This is a genomic window from Phyllobacterium zundukense (assembly GCF_025452195.1).
Classification (GTDB): Bacteria; Pseudomonadota; Alphaproteobacteria; order Rhizobiales; family Rhizobiaceae; genus Phyllobacterium; species Phyllobacterium zundukense_A.
Genome location: NZ_CP104971.1, coordinates 298234 through 318046, shown reverse-complemented (window position 1 = coordinate 318046; position 19813 = coordinate 298234). Strand labels below are relative to the sequence as shown.

Genomic DNA, 19813 nt, shown 5'->3' with positions numbered 1-19813 from the left:
TATTGCTCTTGCCCACGTCCAATATAAAGTGTATACGCTTGTTATACGAAAACGCCGAAGGGAACACCGCATGACAAGCGGACAAGGCGAGAAAACCATAATGCGAAATGGGACGAGCGCAGATTGTCGCCGTTCGCATGCATGGCGCTATATCGGCTGTTATTTCTTTCAGCGTGGCAGGTGATAGACTTGGCCATGACCGCATCTTTCAGTCTCAACGTCAACGGCGGCACGCACATCGTAGAAGCCGATGCGAAAACTCCGCTGCTCTATATCCTGCGCAACGATCTCAAGCTTAACGGCCCGAAGTTTGGCTGCGGCCTTGGTGAATGTGGCGCCTGCGCTATATTGATTGACGGCCGCGCGGTCCGTTCCTGCACCATTGCCCTCGGTGCAGTCGGCAGACGGAGCGCCACCACACTCGAGGGTCTCGGCAGCGAGGAGCAACTGCACCCGGTCCAGCGCGCCTTCATCGAAGAAGCGGCGGCACAATGCGGTTACTGCCTGAACGGTATGATCATTGCGGTGGTGGCGCTAATAGGCCGCAATCCGGAACCGCACGACGATGATATCCGTGACGCCCTGCGCCATCACCTCTGCCGTTGCGGTACGCATGTCGAGATCCTTGCAGCCGCCCGCAAGGCCGTCGCCCTCTCCCGGTCCGCGAATGCCGGGTGTGGCGCCGGCGTGAAAGCGGCGGATTTTCAAAGGGCCGAATCCGGCAGCGAACCTTCATCAAGCGAACTGTCGGAGGCGCCGCAATGAGCGATGCGCGCGAAACCCCGAAATCCGCGTATCTTGCGGCCCCGGAAATCTTGACGGTGCTATCGCAGGCGCCGTCATCCGCGGCAGCAGAAATCTACATTGCCATCCTCCGTGACGGAAAGGTCATAGCCTTCAACGGTCATGTCGATCTCGGCACCGGTATCAGGACCGCCCTCGCCCAGATCGTCGCGGAGGAACTCGACACGCCCTTCGAACAGGTGGAGATGGTGCTTGGCACCACCTCCGCGACGCCGAACCAGGGTGCCACCATCGCCAGCGAGACCATCCAGGTGACGGCACTCCCGCTGCGTCAGGCGGCCGCGACGGCGCGTCACTATCTCCTGGCACAGGCGGCCGCACGCCTCGGGCTGTCAGCAGACAGCTTCGTTATCGACGGCGGCATCATCCGCGTTAGTACGGGCGATAACCGGAGCTTCACCTTCGGGGACCTCGTGGCCGGCAGGCAGACGCACCTGACTATCGACCCGCAGGCGCCGCTGAAGCCGGTCTCGGCCTACCGTCTCGTTGGTTCGTCCCCGGCGCGCGTCGATATCCCGGCAAAGGCGACGGGCAAGTGGACCTATGTGCATGACGTGCGCGTGCCCGGCATGCTGCACGGGAGAGTCGTCCGCCCGCCCTACGCCGGCTTCGACCATGGCGACCATGTCGGCAAGAGCCTCATATCGATAGATGAGAGCTCAATCGCCGACATTCCCGGCCTAGTGGCAGTCGTGACTATCGGCGATTTCGTTGGTGTCGTTTCAACGCGTGAGGAAAACGCCGCCGAAGCAGCACGGCGCCTCAAAGTCGTCTGGCGAACGCCGCCCGAGTTACCCGACCTCAATTCGCCGGAGAAGGCGCTGCGGGCCAATCCCTCAACGCCGCGCAAGCTGGCGGACCGTGGCAATGTCGATCTGGCGTTGGCCAACAGCGCCAATCCAATGGAACGCACTTACATTTGGCCGTACCAGATGCATGCATCTATTGGCCCCTCCTGCGCAGTCGCGCATTATAACGACGCGGGCCTGACTGTCTGGTCGGGCACGCAAAATCCTTTCCCCATGCGCCACGATCTTGCGATCCTCCTCGACATGCCGGAGGAAGCAATCGTTGTAGAGCGGCTAGAAGCAGCTGGATGCTACGGGCGCAACTGTGCGGACGACGTGACGGCCGATGCCGCTCTGCTGTCGCGCGCAACCGGCAAGCCGGTACGCGTACAGTTGACGCGCGAGCAGGAACATGCATGGGAACCGAAGGGCGCAGCGCAAGTTATGGACGTGCGCGGCGGTCTTGACCTTGAGGGCGGCCCGGCCGCCTATGACTTCGAGACGCGCTATCCCTCCAATCTCGCCCCTACACTGCCCCTCATCCTGACCGGCAAGATTCCACCTGTCGCCGATGTTGTTCACATGGGTGACCGCACCGCCGTCCCGCCCTATGCCTATGGCAATCTACGGGTGACAGTGCACGATATGCCGCCGATAGCTCGCGCCTCATGGTTTCGCGGCGTCTCAGCCATGCCCAACACCTTTGCGCATGAATGCTATATAGACGAGCTGGCCTCGGCTGCCGCGGTTGATCCTATCGAGTACCGCTTGCGCTATTTGCATGATCCGCGGGCGGTTGACCTTGTTCGCGCCGTTGCCGAGCGTACCAAATGGGTACCCCGGACCAAATTCGGCACGCTTGGCGGTGAAGGCGATCTGCTCTACGGGCGCGGCTTCGCCTATGCCGTCTACGTGCATGGTAAGTTCCCGGGTACGGCGGCCGCTTGGGCAGCCTGGGTGGCCGATGTTGCGGTCAACAGGAAGACCGGCGAGATCGCCGTCACGAAAGTGACCTGTGGCCAGGATTCCGGCCTGATGATCAACCCCGACGGGGTCCGCCACCAAATCCACGGCAACATCATCCAATCAACTAGCCGTGTACTCAAAGAGCGTGTGGATTTCTCGTCCACCGCCGTCGCTTCGAAGGAATGGGGCGGCTATCCGCTCATCACTTTCCCGGAAGTACCCGAAATCGACGTCCTGATGATCCCGCGCCCGGACGAGCCACCGCTCGGTGTCGGCGAGTCCGCGTCGGTGCCCAGCGCTGCCGCCATAGCCAACGCCGTATACGATGCCACCGGCATCCGCTTCCGCGAGCTGCCGCTGACGCCAGATATCGTTCTCGCTGCCCTGAACGGCACCACTCCTGAAAAAGCAGCCCCCTCACCTCGGAGGAGAAAATGGCGGAACATCTGCCTTTCGGCCGCCGGAGCGATTGCCGCCCTTTCGGGGCTCGTCACCATGGCGTCGCCGTGGCGTCCCGCCATCAGCCCGATCGAACGCCCGAATACCAACGTATATAGCACCGCCACGATTGAGCGCGGCCGTATGGCTGCTGCCATAGGCGCCTGCAATGTCTGCCACAGCAGCAACGATGGCCAGGCTTTCGCAGGCGGCCGCAAGTTCGATACGCCGTTCGGCGCGGTCTATGCCACCAACATCACACCGGACCCTGACACTGGCATAGGCAACTGGTCCTACACCGCTTTCCAGCGCTCCATGCGCGAGGGTATTAGCCGCGACGGACATCATCTCTATCCGGCCCACCCCTATACGTCCTTTGCTGGCGCCGAGGAAGCCGACCTGCAAGCGCTTTATGCCTATCTGATGACGCAGGCGCCGGTGGCTGAAAAAGCGCCGGAGACGAAGCTTAAATTCCCCTACAATGTCCGCGCCATGATGGCGCCCTGGAACGCTATGTTCCTAAAGGCGGAGCCATTCAAATACGACCAAACGCGCGACGCGGAATGGAACCGCGGCGCCTATCTGGTCGAGACGCTCGGCCATTGCTCGGCGTGCCATACGGAGCGCAACGTGCTCGGGGCGGAGAAGGCCGGCAGGGCGCATTTGTCCGGCGGCTTCGCCGACGGTTGGGATGCACCCGCGTTGACCGCTCTTAGCAAGGGGCCAGTCGATTGGACCAAGACTGCTTTCTACGACTATCTGCGCACTGGCCATTCACGCGACCACGGCAGCGCCGCCGGGCCCATGGCCGATGTCGTCTCCGCGCTGGCGCCGCTCCCCGACACTGATATCCGCGCCATGGCGTCCTATCTCGCAAGCTTGAACGACACGGCCGATCGCAGCGCTGAGACGACGATGCAAGCACAGTCCGCCCTCGCGGCAAGCGAGGCGGCTTCGGCGAAGGCCGCGATGATCTCTCCCAGGGGAGCACGTATCTTCAGCGGCGCATGTGCCTCCTGCCACACCGGCTCGTCGATCCTGTCATCGCTGTCGTTCAATACCAACTTGCACAGCGACACGCCCGATAACATCCTGCAGGCGATACTGAACGGGGTTGCGGCCCCCGCGATCCTGGCGGATACGACTGGGCGAGAAGGCCCGGAAGTGATGTCCATGCCTGCCTTTCGCGACGTGCTGGACGAAAGGCAGATCGAGGATCTAGCGGCCTATCTGCGCGCGCGCTTCGCGCCGGACAAGCCCGCATGGGGCGATATCGGCAGCGCGACGCAGCGCGTGACCTCGGCCGCACATTGAGTAGGAACGATAGCGTGGATCAATTCAAGATCACGGCGAATGCGGAAGGAAGGGCCCTTTTTTTTGACCGGACCCATATGTCTCTGCCTGTCCGCCTACTGGTGGACATTCGCGCCGGATGCAGATGCTACCCGCACGCCTATTTCCGTCCTCAAGGGCTGGGAAGAACAGGGCTTTGCCGCCTTTTCCGGAACGGGTATTTATCGCCTAGATACGAGGATTGCTGCCGAGGACAACTGGATCCTGACAATTCCGGAAGCGCATACGGCCGTAACCGTCCGCATCGATGGGCGCGAGGCCGGACGGCGCGCATGGCGGCCCTATCGTTTGTGCTCGACGACCTTACGAAAGGCACGTACGAACTTGGGAGCGCCGTCTCCAACACGGCGGCGAACCTATATTATGACCACACGCCCTATCTGGGCGGCACGCTGGACAAGCGGTCTGACGGCTGCGCCGCGCGCGCCTTGTCCCACTCACGCGAGAGAGCTGACACCACCATGCTGCAACACACCACCCTCTCCCTGAAACGCGCCTGGAACACATGGTCCGACCGACCGGCCGAGATGGTGTTCCTGCCACTCGGTGTGCGCATCACGCCGATCCTCTATTCAACCCGCAGCAGAACAACATCAGCCATCGAGCCTCGGCGCAACAAAGTGCGCCTCGGCCACCATGCAATCGACGGCTCGCGCATCGGACTCGAAACCGACCATAGCGGTACGACCGTCGCCTTCTCGACCGTAAAGTCCGATCCCTTCGCTATCCGCGGAAGCTGGGAAGGCAAAGTGTCGGGGGAATGGGGCCTGCGTTTCTGGGTGACCATCGCGATTTCGGCCGAGAGTGGTGAAACCGTCCGCTACGATGTGGAAAAGGGGATCGCCCTCGTCCAGATCGGCACCCGTTTCGTCGCCGTGGCAAGCGCCGAAGCCCCCGTTCAGGTGACCGGGCACGAGACCATTGAAGCACTGCGCACGGATTTCGAGAACAACGGCTATTTCCATCTCGCCAGCCGCAGCGATCACGCACCGGTCATCGCGCTCCGCTTCAATCTCGAGATGATGCGCCAGGGCGCCTATGCGGCGGCTGTTGCTGACAGCGCGGCACTTGCTATTGAAAAGGCGCGCGCCTCATTGATCAAAGATGTTTCGGCCGAAATACTCGGTTCGCACGTAGGCACATATGGGGGCGCGCTTGACGCGATCCGTGATGTCGTCGCCTGGAATACGGTGTGGGACGAAACAAATGCACGGCCCTACACAGCCGTCACGCGCATCTGGAACCTTGGCAAATTCGCCGTCTGGTACAACGACCAGACCTTCGCTGCGCTTCTGGGAGGCGTCTTCGACGCCGACCTTGCACGCGAGAACATGATGACAGCGCTGGCCGGAGCCACGCCTCAGGGCAATATCGCCTGCATAGTCACCTCCAACGACGCATGGGTCGACCGTAGCCAGCCACCATATGGAGCGCTGATCGTCTGGCAGCTCTACCAGCGCACAGGCGAACGCTCCATCGTCGAGGCCTCCTACGAAACGCTCGCCCGTAACCAGCGCTGGTGGCGCGACAATCGCGATCCTGATGGCGCGGGCTTTCTCTCCTGCGGAACGTCGGATGTCGGCGAAGGCCTCTACAAGGGCACCGCCTTCGGCGCGCGCAACGAAACAGGAATGGACAATTCCGCAACCCATGACGAGGCGGTTTACGATCCCGAGACGCGGACGTTGTCCACCTTCGATCTCGGGCTCAATTGTGCCGCCGCGCTCGATGCGGAAATGCTGGCGAAGATGGCCGGGGTACTGGGACGTCACGAGGACGCCCGCGAGTTCGACGCGATCGCTAACCGCAGCCGCAATCTGATTTCCGAGGAATTGTGGGATGAACACCGCGGCATATTCGCCAACCGCCAGCGCAAGGGCGGCTTCGTCCGCTCGTTGTCGCCGACGAGTTTTTATCCGCTCTTGTGCGGCGCGGCCACGCACGAGCAGGCGGTGCGGCTTCTCGAACACCTGAAGGATGAAAACAGCTTTGCAGGGGCCTTCGTGCTACCAAACGCAACACGCAACGATCCGGCCTTCGCGGAAAATGTCTACTGGCGCGGCCGCATCTGGCCGAACGTCAACTACATGGTCTGGCTTGGCCTCAGGCGCTATGGCTTTACCACCGAGGCGAGCCGTCTTGCGGACCAGAGCTACGACCTTTTCATGAAGTCGTGGCGTGAGGAGCGGATCGCCGCCGAGAACTATAGCGCTGTCACCGGCGAAGCCATGGACCAGGGCGACACCGATCCGTTCTACATCTGGGCGGCGCTCTTGCCGCTGATGGCTGTGAGCGAGATCGTCGATTTTGATCCGTGGGGAGGATGGACCCTGACCAATGTAGGCGGCGACGTGTCGGTCGGACCCATGCTTTCCGCCGCTGGTCGTTTGCATGTGACTATCGAAGATGCGGTTCTGAAAGCTTCCGTGAACGGAAGATTGCGGATTTCAACCGATATTCGCGGCACGCTTTCAAAGATCGTCATCCAGAATGGGCAGTTCAGTTGTTTGATCGATCCGCTGGACGTGAAGGGTTCCATCACGCTCGCAGGCGTCAACGCCACTGATATTGTGACCGCGCGGCTCAATGGCGAAGCGATTATCTGGAGCGCGTGTGCGGAAGGAATACGTTTCGAGATTCCGCAAGGCAATCAACCAAGCCAACTTGATGTTTATTTATCGAGTATCGGCACGGTGTCTGCGCAAGGAAAAACTTGACAGAATAAAAATCCGTATTAATAATTTGCATACAAATAAAAAAATAAAGAAAAATGCTGAAAACCAGAGGGATTGAACAGGAGCCAATGCAAGGCATTTGAGTTTTCCAGACGATTAAATGCACCGTCATTAGCCCAGATGGCAATGATAGTGGGCTTGTTTCGACTATAGGACAAGCTGGTTCTCTTCGCGGGGCGCTCTTCGGCAATCGTTATCGCAACTGGAACTGCTATTAGTTTGTATGCAAATGATACGACAAGCTTTTTGTTGTAAAAATCAGACTATGTGCGACGCTTATCGGGAGCCCTGTTGGCTGCGATCATAAACGTCGATAACCGCCAACACGTAAAATGAGGGGTAATAAAAATGACCGATATAACAAGACGCAATACGCTCAAACTGATGTCTGCCGCACTACTTGCCGGTGCGAGCTTTTCAGTCCTCCCGCTGAGAGCTTTTGCCGCCGGTACGATCACGGTACTGAACTGGCAAGGTTATGGCACTGACGAAGCCTGGTCCGTGAAGGCCTTTTCCGAAAAGACCGGTATTGAAGTCGTTCATGACTATTACAGCTCGGAATCGGAGATGCTGACCAAGCTTCGAACCAATCCCGGCACGTATGACCTCGTTGTGCTCAACGCCGCCCGTTGCGCTCAGGCGGTTGCCGAGGACCTGTTGCAGCCCATCGATTTCTCCAAGGTGCCGAATGCCGCGACCGTGGACGAAAATCTGCGCAACAACCCGAATTTTAGCAAAGATGGCAAGGGTTACGCTGTTCCCTGGGTCTGGGGCATGACTTCACTGGCCGTTCGAGAGGGGCTTCCGAAGCCTGATAGCTACGCCGCGCTTGCTGATCCAGCTTTCAAAGGCCGCGTGGCCATGGATGATGATGCGGTCATCAACGTGGCGCTCGGGGCGCTGATGACTGGCCAGGACATGAATAACCCGAAGGACCTTGAGGCAGTCACCAAGGCTTTGAAGTCGATCAAACCAAATGTGAAGCTACTGTGGTCCACCGAAGACCAGTGGAACAAGTCTTTCGCCGCCAAGGAATTTGACCTGTCGGTATTCTGGTCGGGCGGTTCGGTGCGGTCCAAGCGCAATTCGAAACTACCGGTCGAGTTCGTTATTCCGAAGGAAGGTGGCATCGGCTGGGTCGACGGACTCGGCATTCCAGCATCAGCCCCTAACGCAGAAGGTGCGTTGGCCTTCGCGAACTGGTTGATCGATCCGGCCTTTTACGTTGAGTGGGCAACCAAGGCAGGCGCCCCGGCATCGTCAAATGCCGCCGCTCTCAAGGGCCTTCCGGAAGACGACCTCAGCCGCCAGATCCACAAGCCGGAATATCTGACGCCCACAAATATTATGTCGGCGCTTCCGGACGACCGTCGCGAAGCCTTCAACAACCTCTGGCAGGAAGTGAAAGCCTTCTATGCAGAATAATGAGCTGACTGTAGCGTCAGTGCGCGGATTGGAAGGTCCGCGCAGCCGGCGCCAACTCCCATCATGGGTCGCAACAACAGCGCTGTTGATGCCGACCTATGGCTGGCTGACGCTTGCCGTTTTCCTGCCGCTGCTCACCATGCTCGTGTTCAGCTTCATGTCGGCAACGCCGATGGGCAATGCCCCAATCGTTTTCACACTGAAACAATATCGGGCCTTTATTGATCAGCCGTACCTGCTGAGAATCGGTTTGACGTCGCTGATGATCGGTTTCTGGACAACGCTGCTTTGCGCCGTGCTCGGTTTTCTTGCCGCCGTCGCACTCGCGCGCTCGACGTTCGGCAAGGCGCGCGAGGCGCTGCTCATCCTCATCCTGCTGCCATTTTGGACAAACGGTCTCGTCCGCGTCTTCTCGTGGACGATGGTGCTTCGCGAGAACGGTTTTCTCGACAGCGTGCTCCACATGATAGCGCCCGATGCCGGATCGATCGGCTTCCTCTACACCCGCTACGCCATCGTCATGGGCCTGGTTCACGGCTACTTGCCATACATGATTTTGACCTGCTACATCGCCCTTGTCACCATAGATGACGCGATCATAGAGGCGGCGGCAAGCCTTGGTGCCCGCTGGTGGACGATCCTGTTCCGCATCCTCGTGCCGATGGCTGCCCCTGGTTTGATTTCCGGGGCAGTGCTGATCTTCATTCCGGTTATCGGGTCATTCATGGAGCCTCGCATCCTCGGAGGCCGCGTCGGCGTTACGATGGGTACCGTAATCGAGGACCAATTTACCCAGGCATTCAACTGGCCACTTGGCGCGTCCCTTTCGTTTACGCTGCTTGCCGTTGTGCTTGCCATATTTGCCACTTTCTCCAGCGTGCTGCGCCGCGGCACCACGGCATAGGAGAGACCATGAAACAGATTGGCCACTTCTACCTCATTGCCGTGCTGATGTTCCTATACACGCCCATCCTCGTGATGATGGCGATGGGCTTCAATGCGTCCCCACTCTACGAGCTACCATTCACCTTCTCGACCCGTTGGTACGAGGCGCTTCTCGGCAACCGGCAACTGCTCACCGCTGGCATGAACAGCATTATCATTGCCGTCATTACTTCGGTGGTCGCCACAACCTTGGGAACAATGGCTTCAGTCGCTCTGTCACGTCGCACCTTCCGAGGCAAGAGCCTGCTGCAGGTCCTGCTCCTGCCCCCGATCGCCATACCTTGGCTCATCACCGGGACGGCAATGCTGATCTTCTTCTATTGGAGTGGCATCGGCCGCGGCATGCACGCGCTTTTGATCGGGCATGTCGCGCTGGCCATTCCCTATGTGGTGCTTGTCGTCGGCACGGGATTTCGCACCATCCGCGCAGACCTCGAGGAAGCCGCAATGAGCCTCGGATCCACGCCGATCCATGCATTCTTCTCGGTAACGCTACCACTCCTTTACCCCAGCATACTCGGTGCAGCACTGTTCGCCTTTGCTGTGTCCCTTGATCAGTTCGTCATTTCATATTTTCTCGCAACGCCCGGCTATACGACACTGCCGGTTCAAATTTACTCCGCAATCCGCAAAGGTTTCACTCCTGAAATCAATGCGATCTCGACCCTGCTTTTGCTGGGTTCGATGGCCGCCATCCTGATCTTTGCGCGCTTCGCCAAACCCGGAGACACCAGTGACAAACGTTAAAGTCAAATCCGTCGCAAAAACCTATGGCGCGGTATCTGTCCTGACCGACATTTCAACCGAATTCACCGAAGGCTCCTTCACGAGCCTTCTTGGTCCGTCCGGCTCCGGGAAGACCACTCTGCTGCGCATCATCGCCGGCTTCATAAATCCTGATCAGGGCGCCGTGTTGATCGGCAACAATGATGTGACGCATGTGCCAGTGTGGGGCCGCAATATCGGCATGATGTTCCAGTCCTACGCACTTTTTCCCCATATGACGATTGCCCAGAATGTCGCCTTTGGTCTCGAACGCCGCGGCATCAAAGGCGAAGCGGCCCGAAAGGAAGTCGAGCGGGCATTGGAGATGGTGCGCCTTCCCGGCTTTGGCGACCGTACGCCGAAGCAGCTCTCGGGTGGTCAGCAGCAGCGCGTCGCACTCGCCCGCGCGATCGTCATCAAGCCGAGCGTGCTGTTGCTCGACGAGCCGCTTTCTGCGCTTGACCGGCGCCTACGTCAGGAGATGCAGGTGGAACTGTTGCGCATACAGCGCGAAAGCGGTCTGACGACGATTTTCGTCACGCATGATCAGGAAGAGGCGCTGACGCTTTCCGACAAGGTCGCCATTCTCGACAGAGGTCGGATTGTTCAGATCGGCGAACCGGAAACTGTCTACGAAAAGCCACTGACACGTTTTGCTGCCGAGTTCCTCGGGGATTCTGAACTTTCTGACCGGCAAAGTGGAAGATGGAGCAGTGAGGCTTGCCGATGGCACCGTGATCCATGCTTCCGAAAGGCTGCCCGGCAACGGTGTCGACGTGACGCTTGCGGTTCGCCCGGAGAAAATGTCCGTCTCGACAGGGGAAACCACGGACAATCGAATTACCGCGCGCATCAATACAGTCATCTACGCCGGACCCGTCCTTTCCTACATCCTGGAAACCGCTGATGGCTTGCCGCTCAAGCTTTTCTCGCAGAACCGAGACGGACACGTGCTTCGCGAGGGTGACGCTGTTACGCTCAACTGGTCACGCGAGCACACGGTTGCAGTGGCGAACTGACACGATGTCCTTGCCTCGCCTTTCTACTAACACCTTGCACGTCGTCATCGACATGCAACGGCTGTTTGCGGAAGATACCGCTTGGCATACGCCGGCGACCAAAACCATTCTCCCGAACGTGATCAAGCTCTGCGAAGTCTTCCGCCATAGAACACTTTTTGCGAAATTCACCGTACCGCCACGCGCCGAGGACGCTCGGGGGTGTTGGAGAGACTACTACAACCGTTGGTCGACGATGACTGGTGAGGTCCTCGCGCCCGGTATGCTCGATCTCATGGAGCCGCTCAGCGCTCTTGCGCACGAGAACGATGTGGTGGAAAAGGATACCTATTCGGTATTTGGCTCGTCCGGACTTTTGGATCGACTCGAGGAAAATAAAATTGATACGGTTGTATTCAGTGGCGTTGAGACAGTTGTCTGCGTGTATGCAAGTGTTCTCGACGCGATAGATCTTGGATTGCGCGTCATCATGGCCTCGGATGCCATCGGCAGCGCCGATGAAGTGGCCCACCAGGCAGTCATGACGCACCTTGCTCCACGTCTCAGCGAACAATTGGAAGTTGGCACAACGCAGGCCATTGTGGACGCCTGGATGCCTGGAGATTAATCGTTACGCGTTTTTCAATTTCAATCCACGAGCGCGACGCCAACAAACGAGAGAAATGATGAACAGCCCGCTGGAAGAGCAAATCGCACCGCCTTTTGGGAACAGCAGAGGACCTGCCGATAGCAGGGGCAAGGCAACGCAATACGCGCTCGGCGAGCAGATAGGTTTTTACCTCCGACAGGCCAACCAGCGTCACGTTGCGATCTTCTCTGAGCTGATTGCGGAAAAGCTCACGACCACGCAATGGGCTGCCTTGGTGAAACTGAAGGATCTGCAGCCCTGTTCGCAAGGTAAGCTCGGCCGTGAGACGGCGATGGACATGGCGACAATCAAGGGTGTGGTCGATCGGCTCGTCAAACGCGGACTGGTTAATACCGCGCCGGATCCGTCAGATGCCCGCCGGCTGGTATTGACCCTTACCGAGGCAGGGAAAGAAACAATCGATCGCAATCTCTCCGCCGCTCTTGATGTGTCGCAGGAAACATTGAACCCATTGACTGCCGCGGAACGCATGATGCTCATGGAGCTGCTTCAGAAGATCTGCTGAAAAGCGATGGTTTTGCATCGAATGCACGCGGCTGCTTGTCACCAGCAACGCCGCCTTCAAATGGGTGCCGGTACAAAGACATAACGTGTGGACAATCGTTCGTTTGAAAATGCCGATAATAGCTGATTTTTGTCGGTTCTGATTGTTGCCTGAAAGTATACAATCGCTGCATCGGCGGCGGAACGACGTTTGATTTCATGAGAATTCCCATGAAGGCGTCACGACACGAAAGTGATCGATCTGTCCGACATTTGAGAACGAATAAAGAACTGGAAGCGCCCGACGGCATTCAGCCTGAAGCAGCAAGACGACTCCAATCCCAAATGTTAATGGTGTTTAGCCGTCAGAGGAACGGAAAGACGCCCGCTTTCACGTCTTAGTGAGGCTTGGCAGGAACACGTTGTACAACAGCGCGGCGGGTGCCCTCCACTGATCCGGGGAATTGTAATTGCCGGTGGTGATGGCAAGGACAAAGTCAAAGCCGGGGAAGACGAACAGCCGCTGCCCTCCATTGCCGAACGCAGCGATGAAACGCTCGCCATGGGTTCCTGTTTTGTCTGTTACGGCCTCCTCGCCCAGATACCAGAGATAACCGTAATGCATTCCCGGCCAGCCGATATCGACGATGGCGGCTGGCTGGAAACTTTCATCGAGCCAGGATTTTGGAATGACACTGCGGCCTTGCCATTCACCGCCCTGCAAGATCACCTGCCCGATGCGGGCCAGTGAGCGAGGCGACAGCCGTAGCCCCGATGCAGCCGATGGCTCACCATCCTGGCCTCGGATCCATTCCATGGCGTCGATGCCGAGGGGATCAAACAGCACTTCTTTCGCGAAGTCCGGTAAACTCTGCCCGGTGCCTCGCTCAATGATCTTGCCAATCAGCGCAACCGCTCCGCCGCTGTAAATCCAGCCTCTTCCCGGTTTGGCAAGGATCGGCCGATCCAGGATGAAGCGATAGCGATCCGGCGCTTGCTCCATGGCAATTTCGCTATTGGCAGGATCGGTATAGGGGGCATCTTCGTTCCATTCCATGGCCAGCGTCATGGTCAGCGCATGGCGAATGGTGATACGCTCGCGTTCAGGATCACGGCCAAGATCAGCATATTCGGGAAACTGCGCGACGATCGGCATGTCAAGCGCCGGCACTCGCCCCTTAGCAAGCGCTATACCGTAGAGCAGACCGACGATGCTTTTAGTAACGGATCTGATGTCGTGAAGAGTTTCTGGCCCGAACTTCACATTTTCTAGCGGCTGCCCCCACTTCATGTCGTTGCCGTCGATATAGCGTTCAAAGACGATACGACCGCCGCGCAAGGCGACAACTCCGTGCACACCCGATAACTTTCCACTTTTCGCCAGATCATCGAAACGCGTTACGGGATCGGATTTGAATTCTGTCTCACCCGAAGCGGCAATCTGCCAATCGGTATGCTTTCCGTCCGCTATGGCTGGGGTCGTACTGACCATTATCGTTGCTCCCATGTACTTGAGGATCTCTCTGCGATTTGTTCGGATCGTCATTGGCAACCTATCAATTTCGCCATCCGGCAAACCAGCTTTTAGCTTCGACGACAGCGCTATTTTTCAACTTTGAGAGCTTGGTAGAGTGCAGTTTTCCCAATTTTGACCCGTGCGGCAGCTTCGCGAACATTGAGCCCGGCGGCGAGATGGTGACGAGCCTTTGCCAGCTTTTCGGGGGTTACGACCGCCTGGCGGCCACCGTGCCGGCTACGCTCCTCCGCGGCCTGAAGCCCTGCTCTGGTCCTTTCCCGGATCAGATCACGTTCGAATTGCGCCAGCGCCCCGAACAGGTGGAACACCAGCCGACCGCCCGATGTCGTGGTGTCGATGTTCTCGGTGAGGGAGCGGAAGCCGACCCCTTTTGCTTCCAGCTCAGTGACGATCTCGATCAGGTGCTTCATCGATCGGCCGAGACGGTCGAGCTTCCAGACTGTCAGCGTATCGCCGTCACGCACATAACGGATAGCATCGGTCAAACCGGGGCGATCTGTCTTCACACCTGACGCTTTGTCCTCGAACAGTTTCTCGCAGCCTGCCTTCCGTAAGGCATCGAGCTGCAGCGCCGTGTCCTGTTCTCCCGTCGAGACCCGTGCATAGCCGATCGCAGTCATGAGGTGCGACTTGTCCGTTTTCTGGTTCAATGCGGACAATGTCCGATTTGCCGTTAAATAGCAAAGTTTGCGGACAAAACATAGAGAACCGCAAATCCTTGTCTGCCCTGTCTGGCGTCTTGGGCATCTATCTTCTTAGGCATGGCAGTTCCTCTCGAATTGGTGTGACAGCGTCGGTCGGATGGGGTATGCGCTCGCCTGCCATTTCGTTGGCCAGGATCGGAAACCAGAAAAACTCTCCTGTCCGCCGTGCCATCCCGTCTGGTTAACACAACCAACGCTGTCATAGGTGTTTAACGGGCTTTACAAAGAACCGTTCCAAGAAGTCGAACAAAGAAGCGCCCTCGCTGTGAGAGACCATGCTGCTGGCGAAATGTCCGTCACTTTACGCTTCAGCCGAGTTGACGTCGGCACCGGGATGACGAAGTCGTGGCAGTGATGGAATCGACCGGCAGTATTCGGTAAGGCGCGGTGCCGCGCTCGCCAACGATCCCCGACGCTTGCGGCTTCCTTCGGAACCAACCTGCCTCCGGATCGTTGCTTAACAGTCATGCATCAAGGACAAATCCAATGGTCGAAATTCCTCCTTCCAAGCCTGAACTTGCAGCTACCGAGGACCTTCGAAAAAAGCCGGAAAATCCAATCGCATCTCCCCGGAAAACGATCAGAAAAAGTGAAAAACCCATCCGAAATCAGGGGGCCAAGGCTGTCGGCCACCCGCGCCAGAAATCCTCTGACCTCTCCGACCAAGCGGTGACGATGGTGTCAAGGCCGACACGAGGCCTGCGCGCGCGGTCGCACACCGTTTCCGAGGTGGCGCGCGACAACCCCGGGACGACAACGTCGGTTCTTGGCGTCGTCGGCGTCCTCGGATTCCTCTTCGGCGTGCTGGTTGGACGAGCCCTGACCGAAAAGACGCGACACAGATGGTATTGACCGCGGCTTCGGGCAATCCACCCGCAACACAAAAGGCAGGTCAGTCTCCGTAGCCGAGGGCAAGAAAGCGTTGGCCAGGATGACGTGGGGCAACATGCATATTATCTGGATTACGAGACGAGCACACCACTGCCCGGCCGATACCGCGGCGGTCCCAAAATGGCGATGACTGACAGTTCGAGAAATCGGCACTATCCGGACTCGATTGATTTTTGGGCCAAGCAAACGATTGGCTGAATTTGCTTTTCTACGTTAGTGTGCCCGAGCTCGGAGCAGGGTTTAAACGCAAAAAACGGTTCCCATCCCGAAGGACGCGCGCGTTTACAAATATCAGCAAGAATTCGGTTCGACCGGACGCAAAGTCCTTGCCCATTTTCCCAGATTTGGATTTAAATGCCCAAGTCTGGTGCCCACCGGACGGAGGCTCGACGGAAATACCTCCCCTAGGTATCGGCACCGTCGAGCCTCATTTCCATAAACACGGCAGTCTTCCGACGATGCTCTGGTTTAAGCACGGAGTTCAAACGACTTGGGGACATCCTGTGGGATGAACCTGCATGAAACGACAGTAAGAATGGATTTCATTATTGGTGGACGGTTGCCGAATGACCACTGACAGACGCAGGCGAAGCTGTTTAGTCACTACAGGCTTTGGTTGGCTTGAGGTATGACCGGAATGGGCGTAGAGCTCGTCAGAGGAAAAGGGTCCGGACAATTGCCATTATAAGGTTGATCGCCCTTTTGTTTGTCATGGCGCTTTCAATGGTATTTTTGTCTACGATTTCACAATGAATAAGGCGGCGTCACCTACATATAGAGACGTCCCCCCATCGGGCCTTGATTAGCCCTTCCCCGGCGGGTTTAGCGGGCCAAGGGGATGGAAACTTTCACTCACCCCGCGTCCTTGCCATCGGATAATTTCCAGTGTTCACTTGCTCCTCATGCCATCATGGGAGGTATAATTGGCTGACGATAAGATCACACGAGGCGAACGAGACCGAAACAGGGTTGCGGCAAACCAGCCCTATGAACTGTATTACTTCAAGACCAAGCATGGCCTAACGAAGGGACAGGCCCTCAAGATCATTGAAAGGTATGGCAGTGATAGAGATGCGGCTAACAAGGCGGCAAGTGGGTTGAAGAAGAAGTAAAATCAGAACCAAGCGCTTCTCCGGTCTCTGCTTTAGGCTATCATGGCAAGGCCTGCACAGTGTTTGGAATGGGCCAGACCAGAACGTTACCTCGTCACCCTGGTGCTGTTCGACGTGATCGCAAACAAGCTGAGAGGTAACTGTCTCCAGCTTCTTGCACACCCGGCAGGTGAACCGGATCATGATCAGCCACCCCGGCAGGATGCAAGTGGTCACATCGGCCCTTCAGGCCGCAGAACAAATCCTGACAGATTGGCCGGTTGAAGAAGGTGAGGTCCTGTCTGCTGCGAATGCCACATACCCCGGTGGCACGGGCTCGGCGTCGAGGTACGTAACCACGTAATTTTCTGCGTCGAGCCTCTTTTTTCTGATGCGATTTGACTGAGTTGGAAGTCCGTCTACACTCACCGATGTTGTTCGACTAGAAGCGGCAACAGGGCTCGGCGGGATTTATCCCTCTAGGATATCGGCACCCGCCGAGCCACTTTTTTGGCCCTTGCCATGGATGCAGGCACGCGTCGATCAGCATCCCACCACGGGAGAAGAGCATGACAGAGATTGAAGAGCTCGAGTGGCAGATTCGCGAAGACATGAAGGCGCTACCGAAGGGCGTTCGCAGGATAGATCCGCTGGCTGTGACGAACGTTTACGCACCTCGCTTCAGTGGCGTTCTGCCAAAAGAAATATTTGAAATGGTTGTGGCGGAGGCCGAAAGGCAATCGGTGCCAATCGCTGGAACCATTGACGGATCATAAGCCGAATCCGAGAAGAAGTTACAGCGCGTACACGCTTGTAATTCCCTTTTACGCCCGCGTCCTCGCACTAGCTTTAGCTTGGTTCTCCAGGATGCGCGACGCGTCCCGAGAGACCATCGACGGAATCGCACGACTGCGGCAATAGCCTCCATAACGCCATCCATCATTTCACGCTGGCCAGACCGAGATATGTATTCCTGTGCAACGTGAAGGCGATGGTCCTGAAGTTGCGCTGACAACAAGTCAGCCTTAATCACTGCTGAATCTGCGATATCCATAGCTTCCTTCTTGGCCTTATCCACTTTGTTTTCCACGCGGCGCCATACGCCGGCAATGGTCCCCATCAGCATGAGAAAGAAGCGATCACGGTCATCAATTCAATCCCGGTCATTTCTTGATTCCCGTCAGCCGTGCATCGCGGTCCTTATAAAATCCTACTAGCGCCTTCTTGCCCAAGCCGCACTCAACCAGCGCAATGCGGTCTTGGATCCATAGTTTCTCAACGTTTCCGCCCTTGGGTATTGTAACGGGAGGTTCGCAATCCTTGGTCAGCCTACTATCCGCCTGCGCCAATTGCGGCTTTGATGTCGGCGCTATGCGCTTCCAGCGCAGTGCTGTACCATCTCCGGTACTTGGCTGCCTCTTCACTGCGATGGTGGGTCATGAGCAACTGGGGGATGGAGTCGAACCATCTACCTATCCTTTATCTATGGGTCGCGCTGACCGATGCGCCACCTCAGTACGCTTTGCATACCGCCCAATTATTGTCACAGCGCCGAGCCAAACTCGGCTATGGCGATGGGAATTGGACTAGGTATTGGAATTGGCGCAATGCTCGGAAATATGTTGTTCGACAGCGTGTGGATTGGTATCGCTGTCGGCATCGCGCTCGGTGCTGCGGCGGGGCACACGTTGTCAAAATAAATGCAATTAGATGGCCTTGGCATGGGAGTCTTCCGTATAGTCTTCCAATTAACGTGGAGGATTAATGGAGAAGACCAATACTTGCCCAATCTCAGATGAGCCGGCTGAGGCGCTGCCCCAAACGGGAGGCTATCATGAGTTTGACTGCCCGAGTTGTGGCCGCTTTCGTATCTCAGACATTTGGAACAGATTCAAGCAATGTCTCGTCGCGAGAGAGAGGCTCTTCTGAGCGAAGCCAAGCGTGATGTCCAGGGTGGTGAGGGTCTGCCGTTTATTAGGAACATCGACTAATACGTCGTTGCCGTCGAGTGAGTGAAAGTAAGATTTGAGCAATAATAGGGCCTGGTTCCTTCAAATCGCAGCGTTTGCAGTGATTATGGTTGTGCTACTTGCAGCCGTGTATCTCATACTTCCGGGCTGAATGCTTCGAATATGCCCGCCAATTCATCACGCTGCATAGCTGCTATGCAATAACTCGCATTGAGTTTGGCCCGCGTCGAGCCTAGTTCAAAAAACAGCCGGAGCGGTTCTCCTCCAATTTTTCTGCTTCGGCTGTTCCCCTCTGGAGGTTTTCAACCTTCACAATTAAAGCCGGGCTTTTCAGTCCGGCTCTTTTTTGCCTGAACACCAGTTAAGGGTCCGGATTATTCGGGAAACTTCTTCTTCGCCTTAGCGGTCGCAAGCGTTTTTGCCGCTGGCGTCGAGTGCCTTAACAGTGAACACGTATGTGTAAGGCGGCAGCGGCCTCTGTAGCTCATTGCTGCGATCCTCGAAGCTATACGGGCATTTGCAAGTCCTGTTCAATCAGGAACTGCGCGGGAAACCCTTCCTTTGAAAATGCCGATAATAGGGGATTTTGGCCAACTTTGATTGGTGCCCGAAGGTCTACAATGCCTTCCTACCAGCAGGTGACATCGTCTTTTTGCCCAGGCACACGGCTTCGTATGTACTGACGATCAAGTATGTTAGGCTCATCGTGCGAGTGTTGTCCAGAACAGGCGATACTCAATAGGGACAATCATGCATGCTACGGCGCACCATTCTGACCGAGCGACCGAAAAACGCTGTTCGCCTTGGGTAATCGCAACGATAGCGCCGCCTAAATCGACACGGCCTCCGACATGCGCTATGTCACGATGACTTGAAGGGAACGGCACGTATGACATTCGCCAGGCTTCTCACTCTTGGCATGCTTTGCATCTCGACGATCTCAGCTCACGCACAATCCGATCAGTCAAGGCAGACGGCGGTACTGGGGGCGCAGATGGCAGGCGGTACGGCGCGCATCGCTGCCGATATTTGCCAACTCGACCCGAAACAAATTGATGCCTACAAGGAGCGGGCGCGACATGCCTTTGCCGCGGACGAAAACTTTGAAGGAGACTGGATCCTCGGCTGGAATAACCAGCAAAATGCCGTCGACGGTATTTCTAAGCTTAAGGTCAACAGCCCCGACGAATACGCGCTTCAGAAATCCGAAACATGCGCACGCATCCGCGGCGAGATGAACCTCTAAAAGT

14 protein-coding genes, 1 tRNA gene and 1 pseudogene are annotated in these 19813 nt (G+C 57.2%); 13 read left to right on the top strand and 3 right to left on the bottom strand.

Annotated features, from left to right (window positions below):
- The first annotated feature begins 195 nt into the window (after positions 1 to 195).
- From N8E88_RS06070 to N8E88_RS06030, 9 genes and pseudogenes are all read left to right on the top strand, one after another.
- The gene (locus N8E88_RS06070; RefSeq protein WP_262291115.1) at positions 196 to 765 is read left to right on the top strand and encodes a (2Fe-2S)-binding protein; all 570 of its coding nucleotides are present in this window, start codon (positions 196 to 198) and stop codon (positions 763 to 765) included.
- On the top strand, positions 762 to 4310 hold the full coding sequence (locus tag N8E88_RS06065; protein WP_262291114.1) for a molybdopterin cofactor-binding domain-containing protein: 3549 nt from the start codon (positions 762 to 764) through the stop codon (positions 4308 to 4310). Before N8E88_RS06070 ends, N8E88_RS06065 begins: the two co-directional genes overlap by 4 nt.
- 500 nt (positions 4311 to 4810) lie before the next feature.
- Positions 4811 to 7066, top strand: coding sequence for an MGH1-like glycoside hydrolase domain-containing protein (locus N8E88_RS06060; RefSeq protein WP_262291589.1), 2256 nt, complete (start codon positions 4811 to 4813; stop codon positions 7064 to 7066).
- Positions 7067 to 7432: 366 nt separating this feature from the next.
- Positions 7433 to 8509, top strand: a complete 1077-nt coding sequence (locus N8E88_RS06055; RefSeq protein WP_262291113.1) for an ABC transporter substrate-binding protein — start codon at positions 7433 to 7435, stop codon at positions 8507 to 8509.
- Positions 8499 to 9413 (top strand): ABC transporter permease, encoded by a 915-nt coding sequence (locus N8E88_RS06050; RefSeq protein WP_262291112.1) that lies wholly within the window; start codon positions 8499 to 8501, stop codon positions 9411 to 9413. The genes N8E88_RS06055 and N8E88_RS06050 overlap by 11 nt, the downstream gene beginning before the upstream one ends.
- Positions 9414 to 9421: 8 nt before the next feature.
- Positions 9422 to 10201 (top strand): ABC transporter permease, encoded by a 780-nt coding sequence (locus tag N8E88_RS06045; RefSeq protein ID WP_262291111.1) that lies wholly within the window; start codon positions 9422 to 9424, stop codon positions 10199 to 10201.
- Positions 10188 to 11238: pseudogene (locus tag N8E88_RS06040) on the top strand (ABC transporter ATP-binding protein). The gene N8E88_RS06045 and the pseudogene N8E88_RS06040 overlap by 14 nt, the downstream one beginning before the upstream one ends.
- 4 nt (positions 11239 to 11242) lie before the next feature.
- Positions 11243 to 11845 (top strand): cysteine hydrolase family protein, encoded by a 603-nt coding sequence (locus N8E88_RS06035; protein ID WP_262291110.1) that lies wholly within the window; start codon positions 11243 to 11245, stop codon positions 11843 to 11845.
- A 55-nt stretch (positions 11846 to 11900) separates the two neighbouring features.
- Positions 11901 to 12392 (top strand): MarR family winged helix-turn-helix transcriptional regulator, encoded by a 492-nt coding sequence (locus tag N8E88_RS06030; protein WP_262291109.1) that lies wholly within the window; start codon positions 11901 to 11903, stop codon positions 12390 to 12392.
- Between the two features lie 369 nt (positions 12393 to 12761).
- Here N8E88_RS06030 and N8E88_RS06025 read toward each other — a convergent pair whose 3' ends face one another.
- The gene (locus tag N8E88_RS06025; RefSeq protein WP_262291108.1) at positions 12762 to 13862 is read right to left on the bottom strand and encodes a serine hydrolase domain-containing protein; all 1101 of its coding nucleotides are present in this window, start codon (positions 13860 to 13862) and stop codon (positions 12762 to 12764) included.
- Positions 13863 to 13972: 110 nt separating this feature from the next.
- Positions 13973 to 14527, bottom strand: coding sequence for a recombinase family protein (locus N8E88_RS06020; protein WP_262291588.1), 555 nt, complete (start codon positions 14525 to 14527; stop codon positions 13973 to 13975).
- A 570-nt stretch (positions 14528 to 15097) separates the two neighbouring features.
- Between N8E88_RS06020 and N8E88_RS06015 the strand changes: the two genes are divergently transcribed.
- From N8E88_RS06015 to N8E88_RS06005, 3 genes are all read left to right on the top strand, one after another.
- Positions 15098 to 15463, top strand: coding sequence for a hypothetical protein (locus N8E88_RS06015; RefSeq protein ID WP_262291107.1), 366 nt, complete (start codon positions 15098 to 15100; stop codon positions 15461 to 15463).
- A 962-nt stretch (positions 15464 to 16425) separates the two neighbouring features.
- Positions 16426 to 16614 carry a DUF3606 domain-containing protein gene (locus N8E88_RS06010; RefSeq protein ID WP_262291106.1) on the top strand — a complete coding sequence of 63 codons (189 nt, stop codon included), beginning with the start codon at positions 16426 to 16428 and terminating at the stop codon, positions 16612 to 16614.
- Between the two features lie 548 nt (positions 16615 to 17162).
- Positions 17163 to 17369 (top strand): hypothetical protein, encoded by a 207-nt coding sequence (locus N8E88_RS06005; protein WP_262291105.1) that lies wholly within the window; start codon positions 17163 to 17165, stop codon positions 17367 to 17369.
- Between the two features lie 668 nt (positions 17370 to 18037).
- Here the strand turns inward: N8E88_RS06005 and N8E88_RS06000 are convergent.
- Positions 18038 to 18110 (bottom strand) — tRNA-Ser (locus N8E88_RS06000).
- A 1342-nt stretch (positions 18111 to 19452) separates the two neighbouring features.
- Here N8E88_RS06000 and N8E88_RS05995 point away from each other — a divergent pair.
- The gene (locus N8E88_RS05995; RefSeq protein ID WP_262291104.1) at positions 19453 to 19809 is read left to right on the top strand and encodes a hypothetical protein; all 357 of its coding nucleotides are present in this window, start codon (positions 19453 to 19455) and stop codon (positions 19807 to 19809) included.
- The last annotated feature ends 4 nt before the right edge of the window (positions 19810 to 19813 follow it).

Excerpts from the sequence above, each read along its gene's own strand:
- N8E88_RS06070 (WP_262291115.1), top strand. The coding sequence starts at position 196 with ATGACCGCATCTTTCAGTCTCAACGTCAACGGCGGCACGCACATCGTA.
- N8E88_RS06065 (WP_262291114.1), top strand. The coding sequence starts at position 762 with ATGAGCGATGCGCGCGAAACCCCGAAATCCGCGTATCTTGCGGCCCCG.
- N8E88_RS06060 (WP_262291589.1), top strand. The coding sequence starts at position 4,811 with ATGCTGCAACACACCACCCTCTCCCTGAAACGCGCCTGGAACACATGG.
- N8E88_RS06055 (WP_262291113.1), top strand. The coding sequence starts at position 7,433 with ATGACCGATATAACAAGACGCAATACGCTCAAACTGATGTCTGCCGCA.
- N8E88_RS06050 (WP_262291112.1), top strand. The coding sequence starts at position 8,499 with ATGCAGAATAATGAGCTGACTGTAGCGTCAGTGCGCGGATTGGAAGGT.
- N8E88_RS06045 (WP_262291111.1), top strand. The coding sequence starts at position 9,422 with ATGAAACAGATTGGCCACTTCTACCTCATTGCCGTGCTGATGTTCCTA.
- N8E88_RS06035 (WP_262291110.1), top strand. The coding sequence starts at position 11,243 with ATGTCCTTGCCTCGCCTTTCTACTAACACCTTGCACGTCGTCATCGAC.
- N8E88_RS06030 (WP_262291109.1), top strand. The coding sequence starts at position 11,901 with ATGATGAACAGCCCGCTGGAAGAGCAAATCGCACCGCCTTTTGGGAAC.
- N8E88_RS06025 (WP_262291108.1), bottom strand. The coding sequence starts at position 13,862 with ATGGTCAGTACGACCCCAGCCATAGCGGACGGAAAGCATACCGATTGG.
- N8E88_RS06020 (WP_262291588.1), bottom strand. The coding sequence starts at position 14,527 with ATGACTGCGATCGGCTATGCACGGGTCTCGACGGGAGAACAGGACACG.
- N8E88_RS06015 (WP_262291107.1), top strand. The coding sequence starts at position 15,098 with ATGGTCGAAATTCCTCCTTCCAAGCCTGAACTTGCAGCTACCGAGGAC.
- N8E88_RS06005 (WP_262291105.1), top strand. The coding sequence starts at position 17,163 with ATGACAGAGATTGAAGAGCTCGAGTGGCAGATTCGCGAAGACATGAAG.
- N8E88_RS05995 (WP_262291104.1), top strand. The coding sequence starts at position 19,453 with ATGACATTCGCCAGGCTTCTCACTCTTGGCATGCTTTGCATCTCGACG.